We start from the raw sequence: 9,972 nt of genomic DNA on the forward strand, positions 1-9,972 counted from the left end.
CCCCACCAATCCTTAGTTAGTCATTACTGCTTCAGGTAAGCAAAGTAATCTTCCAAAAAATCATCAAAAGAAAGCATGTCACTCTGCTCTGCTTGCTTTTGTTTTTCCACGGACGACGCAACTTCCGTTTCCATCGTATCTTGTGAATAGTACTGATAACCGTGAGCTAGGTTTTCATCACGGTACTTCATACCAAGAGTACAACCGACTTTACCTAGCCCACCCAGCTCTTTCGTTAGCTCTAATAGTTGACCAGAGATCGTTAGTTCTGGGTTATCAATCCATGTCTCGAGTTGATTACACACATCTTGGTATGCACTGCCACCAGCGGTCATATCCATTTGCTGTGCTATTTGACGTAACTCGACGAAAACTCGGTGTGCCCAATCTTGTAGAGATAGACGCTCACCTTGGCAACCAATTTGCAGCATTAGACCTTTTTCACGGCCTGAAACAATGACTTTATTCCAGTTATCGCGCCAACACTCTAATTCACAGTTATCCATAGGGTCTGAGTCTGACAAGGCCGCCCAGGTAAGGAAGAGATCCAAGAATCGTACTTGCTCTTCATTTAAGCCCACTGCGCTGAATGGGTTAACATCTAGAGAACGAACTTCAATGTATTCGACACCACCGCGTCGTAACGCATCTGAAGGCTTCTCACCACTTTTCGATACACGTTTTGGACGAATCGGAGCGTACAGTTCATTCTCAATTTGTAAGATATTGGAATTAAGCTGGCGGTATTCACCATCCACTTTTACCCCAATTTTCGCAAACTCTTCTGATGGGTGGCGAATCGCATCACTCAAACCATCGAGGTATTGGTCAATGCTGTTAAAACCAATTTTCAGCACACTTTGCGCACTATTGGTATAGCCAAGATCGCTCAAACGCAAAGACGTCGACTTCGGCAAATATAATGTCCCGCCAATCTTCTCGAATGGCAGATCGGTTTCACGACCTTGAATAAAAGAGCCACATAACGCTGGTGATGCACCAAAGAAGTAGGGAATCATCCAGCCAAAGCGGTAGTAATTACGGATCAACGCAAAGTACGCATCAGACTTAGCATCTTGGCGGGCTTGTTCATCTTGCTCGCCATAGAGCGCATCCCAAAATGTTTCAGGAAACGAGAAGTTAAAATGGACACCTGAAATAATTTGCATCAGGCTGCCATAGCGACGCTTTAGGCCTTCTCGGTACAGCGTTTTCATTTTCGCTGCATTCGAAGAGCCATACTGGGCTAACTGAATATCATCCTCTGAGCCCACGTAGCAAGGCATTGATAGTGGCCACATTTTCTCTTCACCCATTTGGGTTTGAGTGAAATGATGGATATCTTTCAGCTGTGCCATCAGTTCTGGAATTTCATGTGACACAGGCGTAATGAACTCTAACAATGATTCCGAAAAATCCGTTGTGATCCATTGATTTGTGAACGCAGAGCCTAACCCTTCAGGATGAGGAGTTGTAGCTAGATGTCCATCCTGACGATAGCGCAAAGTTTCTCGCTCAACACCGCGTCCAAACTGCTTAAATACTTCGGGGTTTGATGCAACTTTTTTTAGTCGCGCAGCAAAATCAGTCAAAATGAGGTTCGCTTATATTGGGAGCAGGACACTTGTTACATAACACAAGTGTAAGCTAAGTTATTGATAGTTAATGCATCTAGATAAATAACCCACGAAAAGTTGCTTATCTAGATGAATAGCGGAGAAACGTTTCTCCGCTATTAAATGTGTACTCTATCGAATGATTTCAAGCTCTTCTACGTCTTTCCCCAACTTTTCTAATTGAGGACGCAACGATTTAGCATCACCAACGACGATAATTTGATAGTCATTTGGATCAAACCATTTCTGAGCCAGCGCATTCAACGTCTGCTTATCGACTTTTTCTACGATAGCGTTTCTTTGCTGCAAGTAATCATGATCGAGGTTGTACTTAAGAATATCACTGATGAGCTCCGCTTTTTGTGTTGGCGTTTCATATTTCAGTGCATCTTTTTGACCGACCGCTTGACGCATAAATTTCATCTCTTCATCAGTAATACCTGACTGCGAGTATTCATTTAGCTCATTTTCCATCTCAATGATCGAAGCAACCGTTGCATCCGCTCGTACTTGCGCGGTGAAAACCACCGAGCCTGTTTCTGGATTACCAGAGAAGTAGCCGTAAGCACCGTATGTGTAACCCTTGTCTTCACGTAGATTTTGGTTAATGCGGCTATTGAAGTTCCCAGCTAAGTTGAAGTTTGCCAGTTGGCTTAGGTAAAAATCGCCCGTTGCGTCGTAAGGCATACCTTGACGAACCATCATGACCACACTTTGCGGCGCTCCTGGTTTATCAACAAGATGGATCTTTTGCTCACCTAATACAGCAATGCTTTGCGGTGCATACAATGGCGCAGCTTCATCTTGCCAGTTTTTCCAGAACGTCAGTTGCTGCTCAATTTCCTGTTTATTGATGTCACCAACAACGACGATTTGCGCACTTTGTGGCGTGTAATGCTTCGAGTAGAATTCACGGACATCATCCAACGTTAATGCACTGACACCTGCTTGCGTGCCGTCTTTTGGTCGAGCAAAAACCGAATCCCCATAGAGCACCTGGCGACTCGCTTGTGACGCCATCCAACTTGGATTTTGGTGCTCATATACCAGGCCTTCTAGCGCTTGCATTTTTACACGCTCGAAATCATCTTGATTAAATGCAGGAGACAGCAACATCTCTTCGACAATTTTTAACGTCGGCTCTAAGTTCTTTTCTAGAGCAGAAACACTGATGTTTGTTGTATAACCTGTGGCATTAACAGAGATAACACTACCCAGTTTATCAAGCTCAGCTTGAATCTCTTCGACACTGCGTTTCGTTGTACCTTCTTGCAACATCGCAGCGGTCAATTGGGCAAGACCTTCTTTACCCTTTTCAACAAAACGTGTCCCGGCAGGTAGACTAAATTGCATCATCACCGTCGGCGTTTCATCGCTAACTGCACCAAGCAGCTCTGAGCCATTCTTGAAATGTAACTCGTACAGCTCTGGCATCGTCGCTTTCACTGGTTCTCCTACTGGCGGTTGCACTGAGCGATCGAAGTTATCGGTCGCACGACGATACGCCAATTGGTCATCGGAAATCTTCTCATATTCTGGCAGCGTACGCTTTGGCGTCACAAAGGTCGCAGGTTTTACGACAAGGTCTGTTTTTCCTTTTGGGACCACGCTTAGGGTCACTTTGTTCTTACCTTGGATAAAGTCCGTATACGCTTTTTCTACCGAAGTCGGCGTAACTGCACGGATTTGTTCAAGCTGTTGCTCAAGACGATCAGGATCGCCGAAAAATGTCTCGTTGGAAGCCAACTGAGTCACTTTACCTTTAACGCTTTCTAGCGCAAAAATAGCATCCGCTTCCGCTTTACCCTTCAACTGCTCAAGGCGATCTTCTGTCACGCCTTTTTCCGCAAACTGATTCAGTGATTGTAAAAGCTCGTCGTACAGTTTTGATAGGTCGCCTTTGTCTCCAGAATCGCCCATTGCGTAAACGTAAAAGTTACACGCCAGTTCAGCACAGTCATGGAATGAACCAGCATCGACCGCTTTTTGAGTCTTCACTAGGTCTTGATAGAGCACGCTGTTGGTACCGCCACCCAATACTTCTGATAACGTGTCGAGAGACGCTTGGCTTTCTTCGCCGTTGTAGGTTGTTGGCCACGCGATCATCACCATAGGTTGTTGAATACGATCTTCTAGCGTGATGTATTTGTCTTCTTGCAGTTTTGCAGGTTGTTTCGGCGCATTTTCAACCTCAGGACCACGGGGAATCGAACCGAAGTACTTATTTACCCACTCTAGAGTTTGTTCAACGTCTAAGTCACCACCGATCGTGATAGTCGCATTGTTTGGGCCATACCAACGCAAGAAAAACGCTTTGAGGTCGTTCACATCAACACGATCAAGATCTTCAACATAACCAATGGTTTGCCACGAATACGGATGACCTTCAGGATATAGCGCTTCAGACATGCGCTCCCAAATTAAGCCATAAGGACGATTATCGTAACGCTGAGCTCGCTCATTTTTTACAGTAGAACGCTGAATTTCAAATTTGCGTTGAGAAACCGCATCCAACAAAAAGCCCATACGGTCAGACTCTAACCACAGCATTTTCTCGAGCTGGTTAGCAGGGACAGTTTCAAAGTAGTTAGTACGATCGCGGTTTGTAGTACCATTTAATGTGCCGCCAGCCTCCGTGATGATTTTGAAGTGCTCTTGGTCACCAACGTTCTCTGAACCTTGGAACATCATGTGCTCAAAGAAATGCGCAAAACCAGACTTACCCACTTCTTCACGAGCTGAACCAACATGGTAAGTCACATCCACATGGACCAATGGGTCAGAATCTTCAGGAGCTAAGATCACCGTTAAACCATTATCGAGTTTATACTTTTGGTATGGAATCTTAACTTTGCCTTCTTCAGCTTTCGATGACTCAACGAAAGTTACCCCTTTCGGCAGTGATGAAACTGGCGTATTTGATGCACAGCCCGTGATCACTAACAGTGAGCACGCGCCAACCCAAAACATCTTCATGTACTTTCCTTAAAATAATCCGAGATAGATGGCCGCAAGCAAGCTATACCTAGCAGCCTTTCCTAAAAATATTAAAATCACGCAAGGCAGAAGCTTCATTCTCAGCCACCCTGCGGCTAAACACAGCGGGTCTCCTATTACAGGTAACCAGCTAAAAAATAATCCCCAATAGCCATACTTAGAGAGCCACTTTAATGCGGTATGACCGTGCTTTTCCTCTTGTGCTTTGTTGGGAATCCACAAGCCAAGCCAATAATTTGTTAAGCCACCAAGCGTATTACCGATAGTAGCGACCATAACAATTGAAGAAACGGAGTATTGATTTAATGAGAGAGTGGCAACTAAGCCCGCCTCAGAACCACCAGGCAACAACGTGGCACTGAGAAAACCGGTCATGAAAAGCACCCATAATGCTGAATCTGAAAACCAAAGCGCTAAACTTTCAAAACTCGTGTTAAATGCTTCTAGCATGTCATATCAAGCAACACCTTGCCTCTGGTTCTTCCTGATTCGACCTGCTGGTGAGCACCAATGACATCACTCATAGGATAAACCTGTTGAATTTCAGTCTTCAGTAAGCCAACGCCGACCATGTACAACAAGGTATCTAACTGCGCAGGGTCTGGTTCAACCAACATGCCACTAGCCTCAAAGCCTAGGAGTTTGGCTTTTTCACAAATCAGCTCAGCTGTGATGGTTGGAACGGTGATGACTCTCGCATTGTCTTTCAGGCATTTAAGCGCATCTAACGCAGCATCTCCGCCTACTAAATCAATCAAAACATCAACATCTTCAACACGTTCTGACACTGGTGCAAATTGATAGTTCACTGCATGAGCACCGAGCGTCGCAAGGTAGTCTAGATTTCGTTCACTGCAGGTGGTAAATACTTCCGCTTTCGTCGCGATCGCAATTTGTACCGCGAGGTGTCCAACACCACCGGCTCCAGCAAGGATAAGTACGCGATCGTTTTCAGTCACATTAGCCTTACTGAGAGCTTGTGCCGCAGTTTGTCCCGCCAACGGTAATGCAGCAGCTGCCTCCAAAGTGACAGAGCTAGGAACATGACTTAACTCTGTTTCTGGAACACATATGTATTGGCTGTAACCACCGCCTCGAACTGGGAAACCAATAAATCCAGCCACCTCATCACCTTCATTAAAACGTGATGCCCCCTCTCCACAAGACATCACTTTTCCTGAGATGTCGTAACCTGGCACCCAAGGTAAATTATCCTTATTCTGCGCTGCCGCCCAACCGAGCCCAGCTCGAGTTTTGACATCAATAGGATTTACGCCTGAAAAAGCGACTTTTACTAAGACTTCACCAGGCTGTGGTGATGGTGTAGAAGCATGTTGAATCGCGAGTACGTTGGCATCACCAAACTCAGTGATAACGATCTGTTTGTGTTCCATAAACCATTCCCTGCAAGAAAACAAAAAGGGATGCGAAAGCATCCCTTTGACTATAAACCATTTTGTTAACCTAAGTTAATCGTGATTTTGTAAATTGGTTGATCATTCCATTTTCAATAATGTCTAACCAACAAGTGCTAACAATATACCAGCCGCAACGGCTGAACCCAGCACACCAGCAACGTTTGGTCCCATCGCATGCATTAACAAAAAGTTTTGCGGGTTAGCTTGTAAACCAACTTTGTTTACGACTCGCGCGGCCATTGGTACCGCAGAAACGCCAGCCGCACCAATAAGTGGGTTGATGTCTTCTTTCGAGAACTTGTTAAGCAGTTTCGCCATCAGGACGCCCGCACCAGTACCGATACTAAATGCAACTGCGCCTAACCCCAAGATACCTAACGTTTCTAGGTTCAAGAACTGCTCAGCTTGCAGCTTAGAACCAACACCAAGACCTAAAAAGATAGTCACTATGTTGATCAATTCATTTTGAGCAGTTTTCGATAAACGATCGACCACACCAGCTTCACGCATCAAGTTACCCAAACAGAACATACCAACCAATGGCGTAGCTGAAGGTAAGAACAGAATCGTCATCAGTAATACAGCAAGCGGGAAGATGACTTTCTCCCATTTACCAACATGACGAAGCTGAGCCATCTTGATTTGACGCTCTTCCTTGGTTGTCAGTGCTTTCATGATTGGTGGCTGGATGATCGGCACCAATGCCATATAGCTGTATGCCGCGACTGCAATCGCACCTAGCAGATCTGGAGAGAGCTTACTCGCTAAGAAAATCGCTGTTGGCCCATCAGCACCACCGATGATCGCGATAGACGAAGCATCTGCCATGGAGAACTCCATGCCAGGTACATAGTTGAGCAAAATAGCGCCAAACAGTGTTGCAAAAATACCAAACTGCGCAGCCGCACCTAACCACAACGTTTTTGGGTTTGCGATCAAAGCACCAAAGTCAGTCATCGCGCCCACACCCATGAAGATCAATAGCGGGAACACACCCGATTCAATCCCAATGTAGTAAACGTAGTAGAGCAAGCCACCAGGCTCAGTAAAGCCAGCATTTGGAATATTCGCCAAAATAGCACCGAAACCAATCGGCAATAACAGTAAAGGTTCAAATCCTTTTTTAATTGCCAAAAACAGCAAAGTACAACCAACCAGCATCATACAGATTTGGCCGAACTCGAAGTTAGCGATCCCTGTTTCTGCCCAAAGGGTTAACAATCCGTCCATGATACTCCCTTACGCCAGGCTCAACAGAGGCGCACCTACTGTGACAGCATCGCCTTCTTTAACGTTCAGCTCTTGAACCACACCACCACGCGCCGCTCGTACTTCAGTTTCCATTTTCATCGCTTCAAGGATGAGCAATACATCGCCTTCAGCTACCTCAGCACCAGGCTGAACATTCACTTTGAAGATGTTACCTGCAAGAGGAGCAGGTACCGCTTCTGCTGAAGCATTAGAAGGTGCGCTAGGTGTAGCCGATTTTGCCGGTGCATTAGAAGGAGCAACAGATGTCAGTTCACCTTGAGGGCCAACTTCCACCTCATACACCTGCCCGTCAACACGTACACTATAAGTTTCTACACCACCAGTTGCCGGTTGAGCTACAGGTACAGCAGGCTTCGCAGCTTCTAGCGTTGGTGCAGGCTCAAATGCTTCTGGGTTTTCACGATTCTTAAGGAACTTAAGCCCAACTTGAGGAAAAAGTGCATAAGTGAGTACGTCATCAACACGCTCACTTGCTAGCTTAATGCCTTCTGATTTCGCTTTCTCCATCAGATCAACCGTAAGCGTCTCCATTTCAGGCTCAAGTAAATCGGCAGGACGACAGGTAATTGGCTCTTTACCATCAAGCACTTTCGCTTGCAGTTCTGCATTTAACTCGGCTGGCGCTTGACCGTACTCACCTTTCAATAGACCTGCGGTTTCCTTGGTAATACTCTTATAGCGCTCGCCAGTAAGAACGTTAATCACCGCTTGCGTACCGACGATCTGTGAAGTTGGAGTCACCAATGGAATGAAACCAAGATCTTCACGTACACGAGGGATCTCTTCTAATACTTCATCAATGCGATCCGCAGCGCCCTGCTCTTTCAACTGGCCTTCCATATTGGTCAACATACCACCAGGCACTTGAGCAATCAGGATGCGTGAATCGACTCCTTTTAACTGGCCTTCCCACTTCGCATACTTCTTACGTACCTCACGGAAATATGCGGCGATAGGTTCCAGTTGCTCGAGTTTCAAATTGGTATCTCGCTCGGTGCCTTCTAGCATAGCGACTACCGTTTCAGTCGGTGTATGACCGTAAGTACAACTCATTGAAGAAATCGCAGTATCGAGAATATCAATACCGGCTTCTACTGCTTTTACCGCTGTTGCTGTAGACAGCCCCGTTGTTGCATGACAATGAAGTGCCAATGGCACATCACAAGACGCTTTGATACGCGTGATAAGCTCTTCCGCTTCATAAGGCTTAAGTAAGCCAGACATATCTTTAATACACAGCGAATGACAACCTAAATCCTCTAGGCGTTTTGCCAAGTCAACCCAAGTGTCTGCGTTATGCACTGGGCTCGTTGTGTAAGACAACGTACCTTGAGCATGCGCACCAACATCAACCGTTGCTTTAACGGCTTTCTGGAAGTTTCGCACGTCATTCATTGCATCAAAAATACGGAATACATCCATGCCGTTAGCATGCGCGCGTTCAACAAACTTCTCTACTACGTCGTCGGCATAATGGCGGTATCCTAAAAGGTTTTGACCACGCAGTAGCATTTGCATTGGTGTATTAGGCATCGCTTTTTTTAGTTCACGTAAACGCTCCCAAGGGTCTTCCCCTAAGAATCGAATACAAGAATCAAATGTTGCACCACCCCAAGTCTCTAGAGACCAGTAACCAACCTTATCCAACTCAGCTGCGATAGGCAGCATATCCTCAATACGCATACGCGTAGCAAATAGTGATTGATGGGCATCACGAAGGACCACATCAGTAATAGCTAGTGGTTTAGACATGCTCTTAAACTCCTTTTTAATCCTAGTTCGGCTACTTCGCGAATGAGGCGCGATGTTTATGAATCGCAGCCGAGATCGCCGCCACTACTTGTGGACTAACAGCTGAAGAGGTTGATTGAATATTAGTGTTTGTTTTTGGTGCTGCGATCGGCTCTGGTACTTCTTCTGGTACCAATTTCGACATTAACCGAACGAGATAAACAAGAATAGTGAGGAAAATAAATACGACCGCCATCCCCGTTAGCATCAGGGTGGCCGCATCTACTAGCAGGCTTCCTATATTAGTCATGTTGCTTCCTTTCTTTGTCATCCTGACAACGTGCAGGACTTTAATAGTGTCAAATCCCGACCCATGGATTATCTCGATTGGTTAAATTTTGTCAATTTTGTTTAAGGAAGGTTTGTAGTAATCCTGATAAATGATTATTTATTCACTACCCAGATCACAGTTCATGACAAAATAATCACTTCAAATCGCTATCACCTTACGAACAGAGTAAAGGAGGACATAAATAAAAACTGCGATTTAGATTTCAAAATCAAATCGGGACTCACGCAGTAAAAACCAACAAAAACAAAAAGATGAACAGAATTAACAATAAATAAACAAACAACAAACAAAGTGACTACATGAGAGTGATTGAAATGAAAAATGGAAGTCAGTGTATAGGAGGGATAATCAGGATGATTTCACACGATGCGACAGAAGCTTGATAGCAAATTGCTTAGATACGCACATATTCGCTTTTAAAAAAGAGGAACATAGGCTCTAGTGATCCTACGCCATATTTCAGATGTCTAGATACAAAAAAGCCTCGCAATTGCGAGGCTGTTTCAATGAGTGGCGCGTCCTGGAGGATTCGAACCTCCGACCGCCTGGTTCGTAGCCAGGTACTCTATCCAGCTGAGCTAAGGAC

At 45.3% G+C, this 9,972-nt stretch carries 7 protein-coding genes; all 7 read right to left on the bottom strand.

All coding sequences use genetic code 11. The features are described 5' to 3' along the window. Nucleotides 1-23 precede the first annotated feature (23 nt). The 7 genes from gshA to R7035_RS10540 all read right to left on the bottom strand — a co-directional run bounded on the left by gshA (nucleotide 24) and on the right by R7035_RS10540 (nucleotide 9,344). Nucleotides 24-1,592 (bottom strand): glutamate--cysteine ligase, encoded by a 1,569-nt coding sequence (gshA, locus tag R7035_RS10510; RefSeq protein WP_213965568.1) that lies wholly within the window; start codon nucleotides 1,590-1,592, stop codon nucleotides 24-26. Between the two features lie 156 nt (nucleotides 1,593-1,748). Then, on the bottom strand, nucleotides 1,749-4,592 hold the full coding sequence (locus tag R7035_RS10515) for a pitrilysin family protein (RefSeq protein WP_318146121.1): 2,844 nt from the start codon (nucleotides 4,590-4,592) through the stop codon (nucleotides 1,749-1,751). A gap of 9 nt (nucleotides 4,593-4,601) precedes the next feature. After that, nucleotides 4,602-5,063, bottom strand: a complete 462-nt coding sequence (locus tag R7035_RS10520) for a YqaA family protein (protein ID WP_054865636.1) — start codon at nucleotides 5,061-5,063, stop codon at nucleotides 4,602-4,604. Beyond that, nucleotides 5,057-6,007: an NADP-dependent oxidoreductase gene (locus R7035_RS10525; RefSeq protein WP_005385434.1), complete on the bottom strand. Its 951-nt coding sequence runs from the start codon at nucleotides 6,005-6,007 to the stop codon at nucleotides 5,057-5,059. The genes R7035_RS10520 and R7035_RS10525 overlap by 7 nt, the downstream gene beginning before the upstream one ends. Before the next feature lie 123 nt (nucleotides 6,008-6,130). Next, entirely contained in the window at nucleotides 6,131-7,261 is a 1,131-nt protein-coding gene (locus R7035_RS10530) for a sodium ion-translocating decarboxylase subunit beta (protein ID WP_005379935.1), read from the bottom strand. 9 nt (nucleotides 7,262-7,270) lie between these two features. After that, nucleotides 7,271-9,055 (bottom strand): sodium-extruding oxaloacetate decarboxylase subunit alpha, encoded by a 1,785-nt coding sequence (oadA, locus tag R7035_RS10535; RefSeq protein WP_053349862.1) that lies wholly within the window; start codon nucleotides 9,053-9,055, stop codon nucleotides 7,271-7,273. A 31-nt stretch (nucleotides 9,056-9,086) separates the two neighbouring features. Continuing rightward, nucleotides 9,087-9,344, bottom strand: a complete 258-nt coding sequence (locus tag R7035_RS10540) for an oxaloacetate decarboxylase subunit gamma (protein ID WP_005379932.1) — start codon at nucleotides 9,342-9,344, stop codon at nucleotides 9,087-9,089. Between the last annotated feature and the right edge of the window lie 628 nt (nucleotides 9,345-9,972).

This window comes from Vibrio sp. 1731 (genome assembly GCF_033339955.1).
Classification (GTDB): Bacteria; Pseudomonadota; Gammaproteobacteria; order Enterobacterales; family Vibrionaceae; genus Vibrio; species Vibrio alginolyticus.

What these genes read in the sequence shown, in the direction of transcription:
- R7035_RS10515 (WP_318146121.1), bottom strand. Translation starts at nt 4,592, where the DNA reads ATGAAGATGTTTTGGGTTGGCGCGTGCTCACTGTTAGTGATCACGGGC.
- R7035_RS10520 (WP_054865636.1), bottom strand. Translation starts at nt 5,063, where the DNA reads ATGCTAGAAGCATTTAACACGAGTTTTGAAAGTTTAGCGCTTTGGTTT.
- R7035_RS10525 (WP_005385434.1), bottom strand. Translation starts at nt 6,007, where the DNA reads ATGGAACACAAACAGATCGTTATCACTGAGTTTGGTGATGCCAACGTA.
- R7035_RS10530 (WP_005379935.1), bottom strand. Translation starts at nt 7,261, where the DNA reads ATGGACGGATTGTTAACCCTTTGGGCAGAAACAGGGATCGCTAACTTC.
- oadA (WP_053349862.1), bottom strand. Translation starts at nt 9,055, where the DNA reads ATGTCTAAACCACTAGCTATTACTGATGTGGTCCTTCGTGATGCCCAT.
- R7035_RS10540 (WP_005379932.1), bottom strand. Translation starts at nt 9,344, where the DNA reads ATGACTAATATAGGAAGCCTGCTAGTAGATGCGGCCACCCTGATGCTA.